The 20242-nt window shown below is 62.6% G+C and carries 19 protein-coding genes; 9 read left to right on the top strand and 10 right to left on the bottom strand.

Annotated elements, in window-relative coordinates; genetic code table 11:
- Positions 1-26: 26 nt before the first annotated feature.
- The 4 genes from F3J24_RS16090 to F3J24_RS16075 all read right to left on the bottom strand — a co-directional run bounded on the left by F3J24_RS16090 (position 27) and on the right by F3J24_RS16075 (position 6639).
- The gene (locus F3J24_RS16090) at positions 27-653 is read right to left on the bottom strand and encodes an FMN-binding negative transcriptional regulator (protein WP_167008426.1); all 627 of its coding nucleotides are present in this window, start codon (positions 651-653) and stop codon (positions 27-29) included.
- 118 nt (positions 654-771) lie between these two features.
- A complete protein-coding gene (locus F3J24_RS16085) occupies positions 772-2715 on the bottom strand; it encodes a DUF3300 domain-containing protein (RefSeq protein ID WP_240154346.1) in 1944 nt (647 codons plus the stop codon).
- Between the two features lie 374 nt (positions 2716-3089).
- Positions 3090-4511, bottom strand: coding sequence for a YdgA family protein (locus F3J24_RS16080; protein WP_167008420.1), 1422 nt, complete (start codon positions 4509-4511; stop codon positions 3090-3092).
- A gap of 310 nt (positions 4512-4821) precedes the next feature.
- Positions 4822-6639 (bottom strand): glutamine--tRNA ligase/YqeY domain fusion protein, encoded by a 1818-nt coding sequence (locus F3J24_RS16075; RefSeq protein ID WP_167008417.1) that lies wholly within the window; start codon positions 6637-6639, stop codon positions 4822-4824.
- Between the two features lie 226 nt (positions 6640-6865).
- Here F3J24_RS16075 and F3J24_RS16070 point away from each other — a divergent pair, with 226 nt between their 5' ends.
- The 5 genes from F3J24_RS16070 (at position 6866) to F3J24_RS16050 (ending at position 10003) form a co-directional block, all read left to right on the top strand.
- Positions 6866-7198 carry a hypothetical protein gene (locus F3J24_RS16070; protein ID WP_167009335.1) on the top strand — a complete coding sequence of 111 codons (333 nt, stop codon included), beginning with the start codon at positions 6866-6868 and terminating at the stop codon, positions 7196-7198.
- A 133-nt stretch (positions 7199-7331) separates the two neighbouring features.
- On the top strand, positions 7332-7775 hold the full coding sequence (gene aroQ, locus F3J24_RS16065; protein WP_167008414.1) for a type II 3-dehydroquinate dehydratase: 444 nt from the start codon (positions 7332-7334) through the stop codon (positions 7773-7775).
- The gene (locus F3J24_RS16060) at positions 7769-8707 is read left to right on the top strand and encodes an alpha/beta fold hydrolase (protein WP_167008412.1); all 939 of its coding nucleotides are present in this window, start codon (positions 7769-7771) and stop codon (positions 8705-8707) included. The genes aroQ and F3J24_RS16060 overlap by 7 nt, the downstream gene beginning before the upstream one ends.
- Positions 8704-9114: an alternative ribosome rescue aminoacyl-tRNA hydrolase ArfB gene (arfB, locus tag F3J24_RS16055; RefSeq protein ID WP_167008410.1), complete on the top strand. Its 411-nt coding sequence runs from the start codon at positions 8704-8706 to the stop codon at positions 9112-9114. Before F3J24_RS16060 ends, arfB begins: the two co-directional genes overlap by 4 nt.
- 196 nt (positions 9115-9310) lie before the next feature.
- Complete coding sequence (locus F3J24_RS16050) at positions 9311-10003, top strand: alpha/beta hydrolase (RefSeq protein WP_167008408.1); 693 nt, start codon at positions 9311-9313, stop codon at positions 10001-10003.
- On the opposite strand, the gene F3J24_RS16045 is transcribed toward F3J24_RS16050, so the two are convergent.
- The 3 genes from F3J24_RS16045 to F3J24_RS16035 form a co-directional block, all read right to left on the bottom strand.
- Positions 9997-10329, bottom strand: a complete 333-nt coding sequence (locus F3J24_RS16045) for a multidrug efflux SMR transporter (RefSeq protein WP_043005486.1) — start codon at positions 10327-10329, stop codon at positions 9997-9999. The two genes, F3J24_RS16050 and F3J24_RS16045, sit on opposite strands and share 7 nt — an antisense overlap.
- Before the next feature lie 141 nt (positions 10330-10470).
- Positions 10471-11277, bottom strand: a complete 807-nt coding sequence (gene map / locus F3J24_RS16040) for a type I methionyl aminopeptidase (protein WP_167008405.1) — start codon at positions 11275-11277, stop codon at positions 10471-10473.
- On the bottom strand, positions 11274-11537 hold the full coding sequence (locus tag F3J24_RS16035) for a ParD-like family protein (protein WP_167008402.1): 264 nt from the start codon (positions 11535-11537) through the stop codon (positions 11274-11276). Before F3J24_RS16035 ends, map begins: the two co-directional genes overlap by 4 nt.
- A gap of 386 nt (positions 11538-11923) precedes the next feature.
- On the opposite strand from F3J24_RS16035, the gene F3J24_RS16030 reads away from it, so the two are divergent.
- Positions 11924-13303 carry an NAD(P)/FAD-dependent oxidoreductase gene (locus F3J24_RS16030; protein ID WP_167008399.1) on the top strand — a complete coding sequence of 460 codons (1380 nt, stop codon included), beginning with the start codon at positions 11924-11926 and terminating at the stop codon, positions 13301-13303.
- A gap of 1 nt (position 13304) precedes the next feature.
- On the opposite strand, the gene F3J24_RS16025 is transcribed toward F3J24_RS16030, so the two are convergent.
- The 3 genes from F3J24_RS16025 to F3J24_RS16015 form a co-directional block, all read right to left on the bottom strand.
- On the bottom strand, positions 13305-14975 hold the full coding sequence (locus F3J24_RS16025; RefSeq protein ID WP_167008396.1) for a phospholipase D family protein: 1671 nt from the start codon (positions 14973-14975) through the stop codon (positions 13305-13307).
- 22 nt (positions 14976-14997) lie between these two features.
- Entirely contained in the window at positions 14998-16605 is a 1608-nt protein-coding gene (locus F3J24_RS16020) for an alkaline phosphatase (RefSeq protein WP_167008393.1), read from the bottom strand.
- A gap of 85 nt (positions 16606-16690) precedes the next feature.
- A complete protein-coding gene (locus F3J24_RS16015) occupies positions 16691-17668 on the bottom strand; it encodes an NADPH:quinone oxidoreductase family protein (protein ID WP_167008390.1) in 978 nt (325 codons plus the stop codon).
- A 123-nt stretch (positions 17669-17791) separates the two neighbouring features.
- Between F3J24_RS16015 and surE the strand changes: the two genes are divergently transcribed.
- Genes surE through F3J24_RS16000 form a run of 3 tightly spaced genes read left to right on the top strand, consistent with a single transcriptional unit; the run spans position 17792 to position 20242 of the window.
- Positions 17792-18577 carry a 5'/3'-nucleotidase SurE gene (gene surE, locus F3J24_RS16010; RefSeq protein ID WP_167008387.1) on the top strand — a complete coding sequence of 262 codons (786 nt, stop codon included), beginning with the start codon at positions 17792-17794 and terminating at the stop codon, positions 18575-18577.
- Complete coding sequence (locus F3J24_RS16005; RefSeq protein ID WP_087084508.1) at positions 18574-19359, top strand: protein-L-isoaspartate(D-aspartate) O-methyltransferase; 786 nt, start codon at positions 18574-18576, stop codon at positions 19357-19359. Before surE ends, F3J24_RS16005 begins: the two co-directional genes overlap by 4 nt.
- A 13-nt stretch (positions 19360-19372) precedes the next feature.
- Entirely contained in the window at positions 19373-20242 is an 870-nt protein-coding gene (locus F3J24_RS16000; protein ID WP_043005451.1) for a peptidoglycan DD-metalloendopeptidase family protein, read from the top strand.

Raw genomic sequence — 20242 nt, 5'->3', positions numbered from 1 at the left:
CTATACCTTGAAGGCTGGCAGCGCGATCAGGGCTGGCGCATGTTCCGGGCCAGGTCCAGCTGTCCCCGCTGCTCCAGGGCCTGGACTGCACCGAGCCGGTCGCGCTGCTGCTTGTTCTGGCTCAGCTTGAACTTGGCTTCCAGGCGGTCGACGCTAATTTCCAGGCCCACGATGGCGCCGAGCATGCGCTGCAGATAGTCGGGCGGAGCGTCGCTCATCTTCCATGGGGCCTGGGCATTGTTGCTGGCCTCGTGGCGGCGGGTGAGTCGGCCCACCACGCCGCGCACGAACTTTTCATCGTCGCGCACGCTGATGCGGCCATGGGCATGGACCACGCGGTAGTTCCAGGTCGGGACCTGCTCGTGGGTCTCGTGTTTGCTGGGATACCAGCTGGGAGAGATATAGGCCTGCTCGGCACGGAAGATCACCAGCACGGAGCTGTCGTCCCGGATCTGCTGCCACACAGGATTGGCGCGCGCCACGTGGGCGATCAGGCGCAGCAAGCCATCCTCGTCCTGCTGCAACTCAAACGGCAGGTGATTGGCATCCAGTCCCGCGTCGGACTGGGTGACCAGGCAACCCAGCGGGTGAGCCTGGATCAGAGCATGCAGGGCGGTGGGGTCGTCGACCTTGAAATGGCTGGGGTTGTACATGAAGACCTGCTGCAGTGAATGGCGCAAAAACGCATGGCCTTGTTTATACAGCCGTGCAGGCCGCGCACTTACAGGCCGCCTGCGTGACAGGCGGCCTGGCATGAGGGCGAGTGGCGTTTCAGCGGTGCTCGCGATCCCCGCGGGAGCGGCCCTCTGCGCGCGCCGCCTGCATGCGGGCCTGCTGCTCGGCCTGGTGCTGTTGGGCCTGCATCTGTGCCTGCTGCTGGCGTTGGGCCTGTTCCTGCGCCCGCTGTTGCTGCATCTGGGCCTGCTGCTGGCGCTCTTGCTGCATCTGCTGCTGGCGCTGCGACTGCTCCTGGGCACGCTGCTGTTGCATCTGCTGCATTTGCGCCTGCTGCCGATGCTCTTGCTGTTCTCGGGCTTGCTGCATTTGCTGTTGGCGCTGGGCCTGCTCCTGGGCGCGCTGCTGTTGCATCTGGGCTTGCTGCTGGCGCTCCTGCTGCATCTGCTGCTGGCGCTGAGCCTGCTCCTGGGAACGCTGCTGTTGCATCTGCTGCATTTGTGCCTGTTGCAGATGCTCTTGTTGATCACGGGCTTGCTGCATTTGCTGTTGGCGTTGAGCCTGCTCCTGGGTGCGCTGCTGCTGCATCTCGGCTTGTTGCTGGCGCTCCTGCTGCTCGCGGACTTGCTGCATTGCTTGCTGGCGCTGGGTTGGCTCATGTGGACGTTGCTGCAAGGCTTTCTCCGCTATGGCAGCCTGCATCTGCGGTGCCTGTGGTGGATGGCGATCATGCGGGTCTTGCGGCGGCAACAAGACATTGCCATTGGACGCGCGTGGCCCGCCTGGAGCCTGGTTGGGTCCCTGGGCAAAGCCCGGCCTGCCCTGTAGCTGTGTAGCCCGGGGGCTCTGTGCTGGCTGGCGCTGGTTCAGGCCATAGCCACCGGTTGCCGTGGCGGCGGCACCGACGGCAGCTCCGGCTACTGCGCCCGCGGCCATCGTGCCAGGCCCAGTAGACACGCCTGCTGCCTGGGGCTGCCCGGCCGGCTCGCGGCGCTCGCCTGAGGCATTTTCATGGATGTTGTTGATGTAGGTGTTGTCCGTGCGACGGATGTTCTGAACCACCGTTCGCGACTGCGATACATAGGTGGTGTTGTTGTAGACCACGGCCGGACGGGCCTGCGGGGGCGGGGGGCGCTCGCCGTGACGCCAGGGCCTTTCAGGATCGCCCCAATGCATATTCCAGGCATTCCAGCCCCAGGACGGATGCCTGTCCATGGACCCGGCCAGCACGATGGCGGTGCCAAAGCCCATTAGGCCGGCCATCACTGGCACGCCGGCCACGGGAGCCGGAGGCGGCACTTCCACATAGCGGTAGCCGCCATATACGGGCAGCGGCTGACCATAGACCGCAGCCGGGTCGTACTGAGGAACGTAGACCGTATCCATCTGGGAGGGGCTGATTTCAATGAACTGCTCCGGTGGCTCTATGACCGGGTCGGGCAGCGGTGTGACCACGGCTCCAGGCGTATAGGCCACGGCGGCAGGCGCGGACGCCAGGTTGACCTTGAGCTGGCTGGAGGTCTTGAGCGTGCCGGCCTTGTAGGCCCGGTTGCGCATGACCTGTATGGCGTTCATCACATCCGAGGGATCGTTGTAATAGGCTTTGCCGAGCGCCGTGGTCCAGGGCAGGTTGGATGCCAGTTGTTCCAGCACGTTGGGAAACTGGGTCAATGACTTGACGGACGGGTCCCAGTTCTGGGCATTGACGGCATTGCTCAGCGCCGTCTTCTGCAGTCCGGGGTTCTGCCCCAGCCAGGTTTCGGCAGCGCTGATCTGGTCTGGATAGGTGGCACCGGCCAGGATCTGGGCCACCAGCTTGTCCGGGTACAGCGCAATCGGCGCCACCATCCGATAGAGCGCGTCAGCACCGGGTGGCACATAGGCTGTGGGCTGAGGCTGTGGGTCATCCGACATGGCGGCCGGTGCCGAGGCCGACGGCGCACTGTCCGCCTTGATCGGCGAATCCTTGTCGTTGCAGGCGCTCAGCGCCATGGCGGCGGCCAGTGCAATCATGCCTGGGTGCCAGAGGCGGGCGACCATGCTTGGCTGCTGTTCCGGCTGCTCAGGCCGGGTCCGGGAGAAATGCGACATCTAACGCTCCTTGCGCCGCACAGTGCAAGTCACGGTGCTATGGCGGATGCTGTTTTAACGCCAGTGTTGAGCCATTGTTGACAGAGTGTTGTAAGCAAATAAAGCGTGTGGCTGCAGTCATGCTCCACGAGAGCATATAAATTTTGATAGCTTCCTTCGTAGTATGGGTAAGGCTTAAGGGCCGAAAATAACAAAAATTTTGGGCAAGGCATGCAGAGGGAGGTTTCTCGCCTGTATCTCCACGCTCGGGGCGATTTTTTCCATGAAAAAGGCCTGCACGAAGCAGGCCCTGGAGCGATCCGCGACACAGTACGCAGGTCACATCATTCGGTCATGGTGCCCATGAGTGTGCTCGTGCCCATGGCGTCCAGCGGCTTGCCGTTGACCTGGAATTCACCCTTGGCATAGACGATCTCGGTGCGCATCTTGCCGTCCTTGTCTTCGAAGATGCCTTGCTCCTTGAGCATGTCCAGGCTGGCTTGAGTCTGGGCTTTGGCTGCCTCCTCGATATCTTCGGGCTTGTACTCGCTCTCGCCTTCAAACACGGCCAGCAGGCTGGAGCGTCTGCGCGAGAGCATCATGTTTTCCATGAAGGGCTTGGGCATGTCGGCCTTGAGGCTGACCTTCAGATCCTGCAGCAGAGTGCCCATCTTCTCGCCATCGCCCACATACTGAATGGCAGCCGCGAACTCGCTTACGCCGTCGGGGGTGCGCATGGACAGGCGTTTGAGTTCGATCACGGGCTGGCGTGCCAGCGCCTGTGTCAGCGACTTGAGCATTTTCTCGCGCAGATCGCCGCTTTGCTGATTGTCAGCGTCTTCATCGTCCCCGGCTTCGCCAGAAGCACCGAGCAGCGGGTTCTTGCGCTTGCTCATTTCCACGACCTGATTGATCCAGTTGGCATCGACATTGTTGAACGCCATGTCCAGGACCAGGTCATCAGCCTGTTTGTCTTCGAGTTTGGCGGTCTTGATGCCTGTCTTGAGCGTCATTTCCACGACCTCGCCCTTGAGGATGGTGTCCGAATCCATGGTGATGCCTTCAAAGTGGCTGGCAGAGCTCTTGCCTTCCTCTTCCTGCTTGGTGGCGGCAATCTTGGCAATCGTCATGGCAAACGGGCCGGTCCAGAATTGCTGGCCCGGGGGCTGCTTCATGTCGAAGCGCATATCGGCCTTGTCCAGCGTCACGCTGCCTTCTTCGTCCTTGAACTGCAGGCCGGCGAAGCTGCCCGTGCCCTTGGCGGCCTTCATGTCGGCGGGCATGTCCCAGACGATCTTCATGCCGCCCCAGCTCATTTCGCTGTCCTTGATCTTGCTGCTCACGGCCGGCGATGTCATGACGTTGGAGCTGCTGCGGCCCCAGCCGACCTTGGTGTCAACTTCCAGTGGAGAGCGTCCATTGAGCGCAGTCTTCAGCTCCGGGTCTGCATTCTCTGGCAGATTGAAGCTGGTATGAATCTCGGCGGCATGGCCCAGGGGGAGCGGTCCGTGGCTGATCTTGTGCTCGGCGGTGAACTGTACAGGCTCGTCGCCGCTGTCCAGGGTCCATACCGTTTTGGCGGTGGAAGAAAAAGCGCCGCGGTCATAGCTGGTGACCTGAATCTTCACGCCATGCTCGCTCCACTTGTCCAGGCCTTCGGTAAAGCTTTGCTGCAGCTTGCCGCCCATGTAGTAGCTGGTGCCCAGTGTTCCTGCCACGATCACGGCGACGGCCGCTGCAATGCCTGCTCCTGCTTTTCTGTTCATTCTTGACCTTTGATGAAAATAAAAAATCCGCGAATGAATTGCGGATTGGTAATGTTGCGGTGAGCAGGATTCTAGAAAGAAAAATAATCAAATGCTCTGAATTTCAGAACATTTTATCCAAATGTTTATCGAGTATTGAAAATCAATACCGACGGTATTTATTTCAATATGTAACCATAATTTAGGGGCGCCATTCATTTCCCGATTGGAGACTGAATGGCTGTTCTCGGGATAAATGCCGCAGTCGATTGCGCAATAAAAAAAGGCCGCCAGTGAATCCTGGCAGCCTTGCTGAAACTGGCTGGAGCGTTTACTTGCCCCAGCTGTCCTTGAGTCCGGTGATCTTGTTGAACACGGGCTGGTCGCTCCGGTGATCCTTGCGGTCGGCCACAAAATAGCCAAAACGCTCGAACTGGAACTTGTCATCAGCCTGTGCCACCTTGAGCGAAGGCTCCACATAAGCGGTGACCACCTTCAGGCTGTCGGGGTTCAGCAGGCTCAGGAAATCCTTGCCGCCGGCATCGGGTTGCGGGTCGGTGAACAGACGGTCGTACATGCGCACTTCGGCCTGAAGGCCGTCGGCCACGCCCACCCAGGTGATGGCGGCCTTGACCTTGACACTGTCGGCGCCCGGTGTGCCGCTCTTGGTGTCGGGTACCACGGTGGCCAGCACCTTGGTCACATTACCGTCGGCATCCTTTTCGGCGCCCGTGCATTCGATCACATAGCCGCCCTTGAGGCGGACCTTGTTACCGGGGAACAGGCGCTTGTAGCCCTTGGGCGGCACTTCGGCAAAGTCTTCGCGCTCGATCCACACTTCACGGCCAAGGGTAAAACGGCGCTCGGGCACGGATTCACCTTCTGCAGCGTGGGGCAGGGCGGGCAGGTGGCAGTCCTCCAGATGTTCGGCATTGCCAAACACCTCGGCCCAGTTGCTGAGTTCGAGCTTGACCGGGTCCAGCACGACCATGGCGCGGTGGGCCTTGTTTTCCAGGTCTTCGCGCAGGCAGCCGTCCAGCGTGCCGTAGTCGATCCAGGCGTAGTCCTTGGTCACGCCGATGCGTTCGCAGAAGTTACGGATGGACTCAGGCGTGTAGCCGCGGCGGCGCAGGCCGACCACGGTGGGCATGCGCGGGTCGTCCCAGCCTGTGACGAACTGGTTGTCCACCAGGTGCTTGAGCTTGCGCTTGCTGGTGATCACATAGGTCAGGTTCAGGCGCGAGAACTCGTACTGGCGGGGCTGGGGTGCATCGATCAGACCGCCTTCGCGCAGATGGTTCAGCAGCCAGTCATAGAAAGGGCGCTGATCCTCGAACTCCAGCGTGCAGATGGAGTGGGTGATGTGCTCATAGGCATCCTCGATGGGGTGCGCAAAGGTATACATCGGGTAGATGCACCACTGGTTGCCGGTGTTGTGGTGCTCGGCATGGCGCACACGATAGATGGCCGGGTCGCGCAGGTTGATATTGGGCGCGGCCATGTCGATCTTTGCGCGCAGCACGGCGGCGCCATCGGCAAGCTTGCCGTCCTTCATATCGGCAAAGCGCTGCAGGTTTTCGGCCACGGAGCGGTCGCGGAAGGGGCTGTTCACGCCGGGACGGGTGAAGTCGCCGCGGTTGGCCTTCATTTCGTCCGCCGATTGCTCATCCACATAGGCCAGACCTTGCTCGATCAGGTAGACCGCGCAGCGGTACATGAAGTCGAAGTAATTGCTGGCGAAATAGAGGTTCTCGTGTCCGTCGGCATCCTTCCAGTCAAAGCCCAGCCAGCGCACGGCATCGATGATGCCGTCCACGTATTCCTGATCTTCCTTTTCCGGATTGGTGTCGTCGAAGCGCAGATGGCAGACGCCGCCGAAGTCGCGTGCCAGACCGAAGTTCAGGCAGATGGACTTGGCATGACCCACGTGCAGATAGCCGTTGGGCTCTGGCGGAAAGCGGGTGCGGATCTTGGCTTCGTCGACCTGGCCGCTCTGGTGATGCTGGGCATCGCCGGGCGCGCCGCCCCAGTGACGGGTGGCATAAGTGCCCTTGTCCAGATCCGATTCGATAATCTGGCGCAGGAAGTTGGTGGGCTTGACCGCTTCAGGGGCGGAGTTGTTGGATTTGGAGGCGTCAGCAGAGCTCATTGCACCATTTTAGGCCGGCTGCCATGACCTCATGTCGATCTGCGGACACTGCAGCTTTGTCTCGTGTGCATTTGGACACAATGTTTTTGAGGAACCGTGCCATCCTGACGGGACTCTGAAACGTTATATCCACAAGGGCCGAAGGCGCTGTACAGATCTGCAGGCCTGCCCTCGGTGACTCATAAACAGAGGAGAGATTGTGATGTCCAGAACAACTTCCCCCCGCATGGCCAAGCTGCTTGCCGTTGGTTCTATCGTTGTGGCCGGCCTGATGGCTGCTGCAGGCGCCCAGGCGCATGGCGGCGTCAGCCTGTCGGTCGGCATTGGTGTGCCCGGTGTGGCCGTGGGTGTCGGCGCTCCCGTTTACGCTGCGCCTTATGTGGTGCCCGCTCCGGTCTATATGCCGCCACGCCCCGTCTACTATGCGCCTCCGGCCCCGGTCTACTATGCGCCGCCGCCCCCTGTGTATCGTCCCGCGCCTGTGATGGTCGTGCCCGGCCCGGTCTACTACGGTGGCGGCCCGCGCTGGCGTGGTCATTATCACCATCACTATCGTTGATGGCATCGATGGCAGAGCCCTGAAAGGGGCTGCTCCACAGACGGCTGCCAAGGCAGCCGTTTTTTATGCCTGCAGGCCGGGTGCCGTGCTCGCATAATCCGGGGCAGTCCTCAAGAATCAGGAGAGTGCTTCCGTGAAAACCGTCTACGTCCTCAATGGCCCGAATCTCAATCTGCTGGGCATGCGCGAACCCGCCATCTATGGCTCGGCCACGCTGGCCGATGTCCAGAAGCTCTGCGAGGAAGCTTGCCTGCGCCATGGCCTGAAGCTGGAGTTCCGCCAGAGCAACCATGAGGGCGAGCTGGTGGAATGGATTCACGAAGCAGGCCGGCTGCATGCCAAGGGGGAGTTGCAGGCCCTGATCATGAACGCCGCAGCCTATACCCATACCAGTGTGGCGATTCTCGATGCCGTCAAGGGCACGGCCGTGCCGCTGGTGGAACTGCACATCAGCAACGTCCATGCGCGCGAAAGCTTTCGCCACCATTCCTATCTGTCGGCCACGGCGCGTGCCGTGATGTGCGGCTTTGGCGTGGCCGGCTACGGCCTGGCCATCGATGCGGTGGCGCAGTGGTGACATCGGCGGTTGAAGCAGCTTGCTCCCTGGACCAGGTCTCGCAGGAGCTGGGTGTCGACGTGCCACCAGCGATTGCCCGGCTGCAGGCCACGGCGCAGCGCGTGCAGACCCGGCTTGGCGAAGCCGCCGACAGTGGCTCGATGGTCTGGCATGGCTGGCAGCCACCGGCCGGGGTGGCGCAGCGTGGCTTGCCGCTGGTGCTGCTGCATGGCGGCAGCGGCAGCTGGACGCATTGGTTGCGCGTGATTCAGCCTTTGACAGAGGCTGGTTATAGCCTGTGGCTGGCAGATCTGCCGGGTTTTGGCGAATCCGATGGCGTGCCCGGGGGCATGGATGTGGACACCATGCTGGAGCCTCTGGCCTATGGCATCCGGCAACTGCTGGGCAATGCCGGTGCAGGCCCTGTCTGCAATCTGGTCGGTTTTTCCTTTGGCGGCATGACCGCCGGTCTGCTGGCCGCCGAGCATCCGGAGCTGGCCCGCAAGCTGGTGGTGGTCGGTGCTCCCGGCATGGGAATGACCGAAGGACGCAGCGTGCGCCTGCTGGGCTGGCGTCATCTGCCGGGTCTGGAGGCGCAGATGCAGGCCCATCGCCACAATATCGCGGCCCTCATGCTGCATGACGCGGCGCTGATCGATGAAGAGACGCTGGCGCTGCATGCACTCAATGTGGCTCGTGACCGGCTGCCGCGCAGACGGCTGTCGCGCACCGATGTGCTGGCCCGGGCTCTGACCCGTATCAAAGTGCCGGTTGCGGCGATCTACGGCGAGCATGACCCTCTGTATGCGGGCTGCCTGGCCGAGCTGGAACTGCTGATGCAGCGGCAGTGCCAGGGGGTACTGGACTGGCAGGTGATGCGAGGCGTGGGTCATTGGGCCCCGCACGAGGACCCGACCGCCTTCTGCGCTGCGCTGAAGGAGGCTCTGCCGTGAGCAATGCTGCTGCCCTCGAACTGACCGAAGCCGATGTGCAATGGAGCGCCGTGCGCTCTCAAGGCCCTGGCGGCCAGAATGTGAACAAGGTGGCCAGCGCCGTGCATCTGCGCTTTGATGTCCGGGCCTCGCGTCTGCCTGCCGATGTTCAACAGCGCTTGCTGGCGCTGGGCGATTCGCGCATCACCACCGATGGGGTGGTGGTCATCAAGGCGCAGAAGTACCGCACCCAGGAACACAATCTGTGGGATGCACTGCAGCGCCTCAATGCGTTGGTGGCGACGGTTGCCAGACCGCCACGTCCGCGCAAACCCACCAAGCCGACCTGGGGCTCGCAGCAAAGACGCTTGCAGGGCAAAAGCCTGCGCTCCGGCATCAAGGCTTTGCGCGGCCGGGTGCATGACTGAGCTTGTGTAGCGGAAAAGCCACGCTCAGGTCAGTCAACTGTATCAAAAGGCATGTGCGTACCCCGTCGGGCCGGGTGCGGATCGGTCAGCCGGCTGCGGGTCTGCGCTATATTGTTTTGATAGCTGCAGTCGCAGAATGCAAAAGCGCTACAGCCTGTTTTCCTATCAAATTCCGTGCTGCCTTTGGGAGTTATCCATGAGCACATTGCCTTTGACTTATCTGGAGCGACCCGCGCAGCTTGCCGCCGGCCGGCCTGCCTGGCTGCTGGTGCTCATGCATGGCGTGGGCAGCAATGAGCAGGACCTGTTTGGCCTGGTGCCCTATGTGCCACCGCAGTTCCATGTGCTCAGTCTGCGCGCGCCCTTTGCCATGGGCATGGGCGCTTATGCCTGGTTTCAGTTCACCGTGGATGCCGATGGCACGCGCCATATCAATGTGCCGCAGGAGCAGCAGGCGCGCATTTTGCTGCAGCAGACGGTGGAGCAGGCAGCACAGCAACTGGACATCCCGCCCGAGCGTGTGGTGCTGGGAGGCTTCAGCCAGGGCGGCATCATGAGCCTGAGCCAGATGCTGACGCAGCCCCAGACCTTGCGTGCCGCACTGGTCTGGCACAGTCGTCTATTGCCCGAGATCGTGTCGCTGCACGCGCCCGCTGCCGCATTCGAGGGCAAGTCGGCCTGGGTCAGCCATGGCACTTATGACAATGTGATCCCGCTGACCAGCGCCCATGCCGTGCGTGACCGCCTGGCCTCCTTGCCCTTGCAGCTGAGCTACCACGAGTATCCGGGTGCCCATGAGATCCGGCCCGAAGAGCTGAGGGCCAGCATGCAGTGGCTGCAGGATCTGACGCAGTCAGCGGATGACTTCGGGGGCGACGGCGATCAGTGACCGGCGGTCTTTGAAAACAGATTGATCACCAGCACGCCGCCCACAATCATGGCCATGCCGGCCAGAGCGGGGGCATCGAGCTTCTGGCCCTGCCAGAAATAGGCGACGGCTGAGACCAGCACGATGCCCACGCCGGACCAGATCGCATAGGCCACGCCCGTAGGAACGGTGCGCAGCGTCAGCGACAGCAGATAGAAAGAAATCGCATAGCCCACCAGGGCAACAGCGGTGGGGCCGAGCTTGGAGAAGCCGTCCGACCTGGCGAGGAAGGAGGTGGCAATCACCTCGCAGATGATGGCCAGGCCCAGATACAGGTAATTTGTCATGCCGGGCACTGTAGTGCGGCCGGAGCCGCGCTGTTTCCAGCCCAGCTCCAAGACCCCGGGCGGCTTCTGGCCGTTATTGCCAAAATCCAGCGGCTGTGCGCACATCGCCTGGGGCAATGTGCAAGGCCAGGGCACGCCGGATCAGATGGCGGAGTACTCGCCCGTACCCTCGGGCCAGGGCGTCAGCACCTCGAACCCGGTCTCCGTCACCAGCACCATATGCTCCCACTGGGCGGACAGTGATTTGTCGTTGGTGATCACGGTCCAGCCGTCAGACAGCTCGCGTGTGGCGGCCTTGCCTGCGTTGAGCATGGGCTCGATGGTGAAGATCATGCCGGGCTGCAGCACCAGTCCCTGACCGGGCGTGCCGTAGTGCAGCACCTGAGGCTCGTCGTGATAGACCTTGCCGATGCCATGACCGCAGTACTCGCGCACGATGGAAAAGCGCTCACGCTGGGCCACGGTCTGGATGGCATGGCCCACATCGCCCAGGGTGGCTCCGGGCTTGACCGCGCGGATACCTGCCACCAGGGCCTCATAGGTAGTGTTGACCAGGCGCTTGGCCAGATTGCTGGGCTGGCCCACGTAGTACATGCGGCTGGTGTCGCCGATCCAGCCCTCGGGCGTGGTCACTGCGACGTCGACATTGATGATGTCTCCGTCCTTGAGAACTTGCTTGGCATCGGGGATGCCATGGCAAACCACGTGGTTGACAGAGGTGCACACGGTCTTGGGAAAGCCGTAATAGCCCACATTGGTGGGTGTGCATTTCAGCTCGTTGACGATGTAGTCGTGACAGATCTTGTCCAGTTCCTCGGTGCTGACGCCGGGCTGCACATGAGGCGTGAGCATGGCCAGCACCTTGGCGGCCAGGCCGCCGGCCTTGCGCGAGAGATAGATGTCAGTAGCGTCATGAATGGGCACGACTTTCTGCTTGCCGCGATTCATTGCATGCCTCCCACCAGGCGCACTGGACGAGGGCGGCGCACGACGGCATCGGCTTCATGCGCGCTGACTAGCTGCAGCTCACGCTCGGCTTGCTGCAGCAGCAGGGCGCAGATGCCTTCGTAATTGAGCTGGGGATGATGCTCGGCCAGCTGGCCTACACGCAGCCAGTGCTCGGCCTGGGCATTGATGGAGCGGCCGAGGGCCGCGCTGGAGACACGAATCTGGTCGTGCAACTGGTCTGAAATTTTGACGATTCCCATGGCCGAGCATCATAAGACCTATATACGTTTCGTATATTGACAAACGCGAAATGCATGATTTCTGTTGCGGTTTTGTTGTTGTTTGACATGCGTCATTGATGGGGTGGCGTTTTGTGATGTGCGCCAGCGACAGGCTGCTCAAGAAGTTGATAGCGCGCCACGCTTGATTGGTATTGCTTGCAGCTAAAGCTGTTCAGAAAACTGAAAGCTTTTGCGGCAGGCCTTGCGTGCTCTCGACTCAAGTCTTATAAAAGATATATATCATCATTATTTGCCTTGTCCATATTGAGTTTCCTGCTATAAAAATTGAAGAACAATCAATGCGTGCCAGACATCTTGAGATGTTCTGGCGTCCGGTTACAACAGACGCAGAGTCAGGGTCGTTCATGGAAAACGCAGTCAACCAAGCAGAGCAGGGCGAGCAGCCCGTCACCGAATCCCAGGAGCCGCAAGCTCGAAAGCCTCGGCCTCCACACTATGGACATGGGGCCCGCATCGTGGTCGTGGGCGGTGGCGTGGCGGGGCTGGAGGTGGCCACTGCCCTGGGCAAGCTCAAGAGCGAGAGCATTGACACGGTGACGCTGGTGGACAGCGACTCCGCCCATGTCTGGAAGCCCATGCTGCACACGATTGCCGCCGGCACCCGCGATCTGGCTCAGCAGCAGACCACTTATCTTGCCCAGGCCACTGATGCCGACTTTGCCTACCAGCCCGGTGAGATGTGTGGTCTGGACCGCGAGGCGCGTGAAATTCTGCTGGCCCCTATCTATGCCCCTGATGGTCGCGAGCTGGTGGCGGGGCGGCGCCTTGCGTATGACAAGCTGGTGATCGCGGTGGGCAGCGGTGCCAACGACTTCGGCACGCCAGGGGTGCATGAGCATTGCTTCATGATCGACTCGCGCCGCAAGGCCGATGCCTTCAACCAGGAGATCCGGCTGCGCATGGTGCGCTGCATGACCAGTGGCGAACAGTTGCAGGTCGCTATCGTGGGCGGCGGTGCCACGGGGGTTGAGCTGGCGGCAGAGCTGGTCCAGCTTGCTGAAAGTGCCACGGCCTACGGCGCATTGGGCGAGGCGGCCAAGTTCCGCATCGTGCTGATCGAGGCAGGCTCGCGCCTGCTGCCCAGCTTTCCCGAAGAAATCTCTGAAGCCACGCGCGTGCGGCTACAGGCTCTGGGCGTTTCCGTGATCGTCGGCGGTCGTGTCAGTCGTGCGACGGAGCAAGGGTTTGAGCTTGCCAATGGAGAGCTGATTCCCGCCAGCCTGCGTGTCTGGGCGGCCGGGGTCAAGGCGCCGGAATTTCTGATGCAGCTGGGTTTGCAGACGACGCGCAGCAATCAGTTGCTGGTTAATGACGAGATGCAGACCAGCGACCCCGATATCTATGCCCTGGGCGACTGCGCCAGCTATACCTTGCCCGGCAAGCTGGAGGCCTTGCCTCCCACAGCCCAGGTGGCCCACCAGCAGGCCCGCTATCTGATCGAAACTTTGCCTCATGTGCTGGAACGTCCCGGCGCCAAACCCGTAGGCTTTGCCTACCGCGACTTTGGCGCCCTGGTGTCTCTCGCGCATTACGACGCCTATGGCTCGCTGGGAAAGTTCGGCCTGTTCAACGGCGGCGTGATCCGTGGCCGCATGGCCATGCTCAGCCACATCATGCTGTACCGCTCGCACCAGGCGCGGCTCTATGGCTTCTGGCGCGGTGGCCTGCTGTGGCTGATCGATCTGATGAATGCGCGGCTGCGTCCCTCCATCCGTCTGGACTGAGCTACAAAAGCCCTTCGAGGGGCAGCCAGCTCAGCACCCGCACCATGAAGCGTTGCCACCAGCTGGTGCCGGGGTCCGCACTGAAGACCTGGGTTTCATGGGGCGGCTGCGGATTCTGGCCCGTCCAGCTCAGCCTGCCCTCTGCGTCCAGTTGCACCTTGTAGGCCATGCGCGGCAGATGCTGGTCCAGGCTGGTGCTGACCTGCTGGCTCAGGGCCGGGTCTTTGATGACCACGCCCATTTCGGTATTGAGCATGGCCGAGCGCGGATCGAAGTTGAAGGAGCCGACAAAGAGCTGCTGGCCATCGACCGCGAAGGTCTTGGCATGCAGGCTGGCGCCGGAGCTGCCCGTGGTGGCAGAGCTGCCGCTCAGCGCGGCGGGTGACGGGGCTTCGCGCTTGGGAGCCTTTTCGGCAGGCTCGCTTCTTGGCGTCTTGTCCGCCCCGGTGGCAGCGGGCTGGCTGCGCAGATCGATCTGGCGGCGCATCTCGTAGAGTTCCACGCCCATTTCCAGCAGCGGCTTGCGGTATTTCTCGTAGCCTGCGTGCACTACGGCCACATCGGTGGCCTCCAGGCTGTTGGTCAGAATGCGCACCCGCACGCCTTGCTGGCGCAGGAGTCCAAAGGCGTCGACCCCGGCCCGGGTGGGCACGAAATAGGGCGACACCACTTCCAGCAACTGCTGCGGCTTGCCAATCACCGGCTGGAGCTGGGACAGCATCAAGTCCTCGGGCGCGGCTTCGCGCAGTACCTTGGCCGGGTCGTCGCTGACCAGGGTGGTCTCTGCCCATTGCAGCGGCAGCCGACCCGCCAGCAAGTCGGTGCTGAAGCGGCTGCGGCCCACGGCCTGCACATACGCCTGGGACTCCGGGCGGTTCACATCGGCGTGCAGGCCTGCATAGACTTTGTCCACGGCCTGCTGCGGCATGGCGGGCAGCAGGCTGGCTGCCGGGTAGGCTGAGGGGCTGTTCCAGTAACGGTCGAATTCCGCTGCCACTTGGCTCACGACCGAGCCTGTGGCCACCACATCGAGGTCGGCGAACAGCACGCCATCGGAGGCGGCAAAGTACTCGTCACCGATATTGCGTCCGCCCACGATGGTGGCGGCGGAGTCGGCCGTGTAGCTCTTGTTGTGCATGCGCCGCTGGGTGCGCGCGAAGTCCGTCACATAGCCGATCACCTTGGGTGTGCGCAAGGCGAAGGGGTTGAACAGTCGTACCTCGATCTGCGGATGCTGATCCAGGGCGGCCAGCATGGCGTCCATGCCACCGGTGCCACCATCATCCAGCAGCAGGCGTACACGCACGCCTCGGTCAGCCGCGAGCAGCAGCTCGTCGAACAGCAAATGGCCCGTGGTGTCGTTGCGCCAGATGTAGTACTGCACATCGAGCGTGCGCTGCGCGGCCCGGGCCAGCAGGGCGCGGGCAGCATAGGCGTCATGGGCATCGGCCAGCATGTGAATGCCGCTTTGCCCCGGATGCGCCTGCTGCAGCGGCTCAAGAGCCCGGCCGAGCCGGGTTTGCAGGGCCTGTTCGGCATTCAGAGCCTGCGTGGCAGTGCGATCCGGCATGGGCGGCAGGCCGCAGCCTGCAAGCAATCCCGCAATCAGCAGGGTTGCCGCCGTACCGCGCCACAGGGGAAGTTCGGGTCTCGAGGCCTGTGTGTTTTGCATGACTCGAGTATGCCGCAGCGCATCAGGTGATCTTCACAGGGCCGGGGCGGCGATCTTCCACCACAAAGCGTGCCAGCGTATAGAGACTGCTGTCGGCCTGGAGCGGGTTGCTCACTGCGCGCAGTTCGGTGCTCATGGACTGCGGCGTGATCTCCACGAGGCTGTAGCCGCGCTCCTCGCAGCGTGCGAAAACCACCTGGGGGTTGTGGGCCACGATGGCATCCACCCTGGCCTGTGTCGTGCCGCTGTGCGAGCTGATGGAGGTGCCGCAGAATTCGCTGGCAAGCACCGGATTGGCCTTGTCCGGGGCCTGGTCGGGCTGGGCCGAAATGGCGCAGACATAGTTTTGGTGAATGTCTCCACCGAGCAGCACGCTGTTGCGTGGCTGGCTCTCTGCAATCTGACGCACCAGGCGCTGGCGGGCCTGAGGGTAGCCGTCCCAGCTGTCGGTTGACTGCCGGCCGTTGGGATGCTTGCGGGCCGCGAACAAGGTAGTCTGCACCACGGTACTCCAGCGGGTGGCCTCGGCCCTCTGGCGAGCATCGTCCTGCAACTGCCGGGCCAGCCAGCGCTCCTGATCCCAGCCCAGAAAGCTGCGTCCCGGATCTTGCAGGGCAGGGCATTCGGAAGGGTCTACGGTGCCGGTGCTGGCCTTGCCCTCGGGGCGGCAGGCCTGCAGATCTCGATACTGGCGCCCGTCCAGCAGATGCAGTCTGGCCAGCTTGCCCCATTGCAGACTGCGGTACAGCGCCAGGCCTTGAAAGTTGCGCTGCAATGCGCTGTCACGCAGTGGCATGTTTTCATAAAAAGCCTGCCAGGCGGCCATGCGTCTTGCAAGAAAGTGAGCGCTGTCCCCGCGTCCGTATTGGGCTACATAGTCGTTTTCAACCTCGTGATCGTCCCAGATGACGGACCAGTTGCATACGGCATGGGCAGCCTGCAGATGGGGATCGCTCTTGTGCAGTGCATAGCGGTCGCGGTAGTCCTGCAAGGTCTGGGCGGTACGCAGCGGCTGCGCACGCGCCAGTCCATCGGGCTTGGCCGGTTGGGCATATTCATAGATGTAGTCGCCGAGAAACAGCACCAGGTCGGGCGAGGCTTGTGCGGCATCGGCCCAGGCGCTGTAGAAGCCATGCTCCCAGCGCTGACAGGAGGCCACGGCCAGGCGTAGCCTGCGGACATCGGCTCCGGCCGCCGGAGCGGTGCGGCAGCGTGCGGTCGTGCTGAAGGCGTCGCCGCAGCGGAAGCGATAGAAATACCAGCGGTCAGGGCTCAGGCCGTTGACCTGCACGTGGACGGCATGGCCCCATTCAGCCCTGGCCTGGGTCTGCCCATGGGCCACGGCTTGGCGGAACTGGGCATCATGGGCGACTTCCCAATGCACGGTCTGTGCTGCCAGGTCTGGCGCGGCCGCTGTGCCCAGATAGTCCAGAGGCGCTGTCAGCCGCGTCCAGATCAGGATGTTGTCGGGCTCCGGGTCGCCGCTGGCCACTCCCAGCGTGAACGGGTTGTGGGTCAGCGATTCCGTGGCACGGGCCCAGGCTGGCAGGGCGCCCACGGCCGTGGCAAGGCTGGAGGCAAACAGAAAGCGCCGGCGTTCCGGCGCGGGCGTGTAAAGAGGAGAGAACATGGCGATGCTGTGGTGTGGGGTTCTTGTAGCCAGTGGCTGGAAGTATCCCCCGGCCCCGAAGGCATCGCCGCGGTTTACCGCAGCTTTACGCGTTGACCAGCACCAGTTTGCCCTGTACCTGGCGCGAGCCCATGCGCTCGTAGGCGGCGAACAGCTCGCTCATGGGCATGGTGCGGTCGATCACGGGCTTGATCCTGCCCTGGGCCCACCATTGCGACAGCTCCTGCATCATGGCTGCATTGTTCTGAGGCTCGCGCTTGGCGAAGTCGCCCCAGAACACGCCGACCAGGGAAGCGCCCTTGAGCAAAGGCAGGTTTAGCGGCAGCGAAGGGATGGGGCCGGAGGCGAAGCCGATGATCAGATAGCGGCCGCGCCAGGCAATGGAGCGGAAGGCCGGCTCGGCGAACTCGCCGCCCACGGGATCGTAGATCACGTCGGGACCCTTGCCGTCGGTCGCTGCCTTGATGGCTTCCCGCAGGTCGCCCTGGCTGTAGTTGATGGTGACGTCCGCACCTTGCGCCTTGCACAGCGCACATTTCTCGTCGGTGGAGACCGCTGCAATCACCCGTGCGCCGGCCGCCTTGGCAATCTGTATGGCCGCCGTACCAACGCCGCCCGCGGCGCCCAGCACCAGCACGGTCTCGCCGGCCTTGAGCTGACCGCGGTCGATCAGCGCATGGTGGGAGGTGGCATAGGTCATGATGAAGGCGGCGGCATCGACAAAGGGGAAGTCGGCCGGAAGCGGCATGCACATGGCGGCGGGTGCCAGCGTATGTGTGGCAAAGCCTCCCGTGCCCGAAAGACAGGCCACATGCTGGCCCACCTTGAGATGTTTGACGCCTTCGCCCACGGCCTGCACTACTCCGGCGTATTCCGAGCCCGGCACAAAGGGCAGGGCCGGCTTGATCTGGTATTTGTTCTGCACGATCAGCAGGTCGGGAAAGTTCAGGCTGGCAGCCTTGACTTCCAGCAGTACCTGGCCGGGGCCTGGCTGCGGTGTGGGCTGCTCGGTCCACTTCAGGGTCTCGACGCCGGTGGGGGTGGTGCAAAGCCATGCGTGCATATCTTGTCTCCTGATCTTCTTGAGGTGAGATTGGGGGGAATCGGCTCGCAGATGATAGAAGTGTGGTGCGAATGCCGCGTGTCTCTGTCGTGACCTTGGAGCCGCCTACAATCCGCCTCATCCATGAAGATTCTTATTTGCAATGACGACGGCTTCCAGGCCCCAGGCATCGTGGCTTTGCACGATGCGCTGCGCACCGTGGCAGACGTCGAAGTGGTGGCGCCCGAGCACAACAACAGCGCCAAGTCCAATGCGTTGACGCTGAACGCGCCGCTGTATGTGCACCAGGCCTATAACGGCTTTCGCTACGTGAACGGCACGCCTGCAGACTGCGTGCATATCGCACTGACCGGCTTGCTGGGCTACCGGCCCGATCTGGTGGTCTCGGGCATCAACAACGGCGCCAATATGGGCGACGACACGATTTATTCGGGCACCGTGGGGGCGGCCATGGAAGGCTATCTGTTCGGCATTCCTTCGATTGCCTTCTCGCAGGTGGACAAGGGCTGGGCCGAGCTCGAAGCGGCGGCCGCCACGGCGCGTCAGATGGTCCAGGAGATGCAGTCCCAGCAGCTGATTGGTGTTTTGCCATGGCTGCTCAATGTGAACATCCCCAATATGCCGCTGGATGCGCTCAAAAGCGTCAAGCTGTGCCGTCTGGGACGCCGCCATGCGGCCGAGCAGGCGATTCAGCAGCAAAGCCCGCGCGGCGAGACCATGTACTGGATCGGCAGTGCCGGCGCTGCCAAGGATGATTCCGAAGGCACGGACTTCCATGCCACGGCCCATGGTCATGTGTCCATGACGCCGCTTAAGGTCGATCTGACAGATCATGAAAACCTGGGCTACTGGGCGCAGACAGCCAGCAAGCTGGCAGGTTCGTCCACACCACCGACGGCGGCATCGTGAGCGAGCGTCGTCCGCCTCAGGTGCCGGGCTGGATTGCACGTTCCGTGCAGACAGGCACCAGCGCGGCTCGGCCGCCCGTTGCCCCCAAGCCCCTCAATCCATTGCGTGTGGCCGCCTCGCCCGTGGGGGTGGGGCTGGATTCCTCCACGGTGCGCTCCCGCATGGCCCAGCGCATCGGTGCGGCCGGCGTCAGCAATCCCGCCGTGCTGCAGGCCATGGCTACGGTGGAGCGCCACCGCTTTGTCGACAGTGCTCTGGTCAACCAGGCCTATGAGGACACCAGCCTGCCTATCGGCCTCGGTCAGACCATCTCCAAGCCCAGCATCGTGGCCCGCATGATTGAGCTACTGCTCGACTCCGATGCGGCGCGCAACGGGCAAGGGCGCGTGCTGGAAATCGGCACCGGTTGCGGCTACCAGGCCGCCGTGCTGTCCATGCTAACCAAAGAGGTTTATTCGATAGAGCGGCTGCGCGGCCTGCACGAGAAGGCGCGCAGCCATCTGCGTCCCATGCGTCTGTCCAATGTGCATCTGATCCTCGGTGACGGCATGGTGGGTTTTGCCAGTGGCGCGCCCTATGCGGGCATCATCTCCGCTGCTGGCGGTGACGTGGTGCCGCAGGAGTGGTGCGACCAGTTGGCTGTGGGCGGACGTCTGGTGGCTCCGGTGGTGGTTGGCGCGGGTAAGCAGGCGCTGTTGGTGATTGACAAGAGTTCACACGGTTTTACTCAGACAGTTTTGGAAGCAGTCAACTTTGTCCCTCTAAAATCGGGGATCGCCTAGAAGGGAATAGCTTATGTTGGTATCGCGAAGTCTTGGTGCATGGGGAACGGCCGTGCTGGCAGGTGTCATCCTGGCCGGTTGTGCTGCCCAGGCAAACAGGGCTCCTGTGGAGGATCGCGGACAGTCGGCCTCCTCGTCTTCAACTGTGGACGTCAAGTCGCTGCCCGGCGCTGAAAATGCCGGCAAACCCGGTTACTACACCATCAAGCCTGGCGACACTCTGATCAGGATTGGTCTGGAGCACGGCCAGAGCTGGAAGGACATTGCTCGCTGGAGCAATCTGGACAATCCCAACGTGATCGAAGTCGGCCAGGTGGTGCGCGTGGTGCCGCCCGGACGTGACACGCCCGCTGCATCGTCCGGTTCGGGCCGTGGTGTTGCGCCCGTGGTCGTGGGTGGTGGCAGCACCGCAGCGACGACCACGCCCGTGACTCCCCCGGCGGCGACCGCAACGCCCGTGCCTGCTACACCGGCCACACCTGCAACCAGCCCTGCGCCTGTTGCCAAGGGAGCCGATGATGTGAACTTCATCTGGCCCGCCAGCGGCTCGCTGATTGCCGGCTTTGACGAGCAGCGCAACAAGGGCTACGACATCAGCGGCAAGGCCGGAGATCCCGTGCTGGCTGCGGCCGATGGTCGTGTGGTGTATGCCGGTGCCGGCCTGCGTGGCTATGGCAACCTCATCATCCTCAAGCACAACAACACCTATCTGACCGCCTACGCCCACAACCAGTCGCTGCTGGTCAAGGAGGATCAGGCCGTTAAGAAGGGTCAGAAGATCGCCGAGATGGGCAGCACCGATGCTGATCGCGTCAAGCTGCACTTCGAGGTGCGTCGCCAGGGCAAGCCTGTCGATCCTTCGCGCTATCTGCCCTCGCGTTGA

It is taken from the genome of Comamonas sp. Tr-654, assembly GCF_011752915.1.
In the GTDB taxonomy this organism is placed as follows: domain Bacteria; phylum Pseudomonadota; class Gammaproteobacteria; order Burkholderiales; family Burkholderiaceae_C; genus Comamonas.
The sequence above is the reverse complement of the archived record's forward strand: the minus strand, read 5'-3'. Positions and strand labels throughout refer to the sequence as shown.